At 45.4% G+C, this 504-nt stretch carries 2 tRNA genes; both read left to right on the top strand.

Annotation, left to right across the window (positions count from 1 at the left end):
* Positions 1-164: 164 nt before the first annotated feature.
* Positions 165-240 (top strand) — tRNA-Ala (locus tag C4N22_RS12705).
* A gap of 3 nt (positions 241-243) precedes the next feature.
* Positions 244-320 (top strand) — tRNA-Ile (locus C4N22_RS12700).
* Positions 321-504: the final 184 nt, after the last annotated feature.

Here is a 504-nt window from a genome sequence, read left to right as displayed (position 1 = left end):
GTAGCCGTAGGAGAACCTGCGGCTGGATCACCTCCTTTCTAAGGAGTCAGGCAGGAAGCGAAACATCCAAGATGATTCGCTTCCTGGAACAGGTGACAAGTTCAAGTAGAGTAGATATTGTTCGATTTTGAGGGCCCTGAAAAGGGTTACTCAAAACCTGATGTGGGGGTTTAGCTCAGCTGGGAGAGCACCTGCTTTGCAAGCAGGGGGTCAAGGGTTCGATTCCCTTAATCTCCACCACATGGGCCAATAGCTCAGCTGGCTAGAGCACACGACTGATAATCGTGAGGTCGATGGTTCGAGTCCATTTTGGCCCACCATGTGATGAAGAATCAGAGTTACAGGAAACTGGGCTCTGAGGGAACATCACCAAAGACGTACCTTGAAAACTGAATAATAACTGCGAAACAAAGATTATAGTAAGTTCTTTTAAGAAATATTACAATTTCAAAAGGAAGGGTAACATAATCTTCGTTGGCAAGAGAGAATCAAGAGGATACCAAA

Source organism: Faecalibacterium prausnitzii (assembly GCF_003287495.1).
GTDB classification, from domain to species: domain Bacteria; phylum Bacillota; class Clostridia; order Oscillospirales; family Ruminococcaceae; genus Faecalibacterium; species Faecalibacterium prausnitzii_I.
The sequence above is the reverse complement of the archived record's forward strand: the minus strand, read 5'-3'. Positions and strand labels throughout refer to the sequence as shown.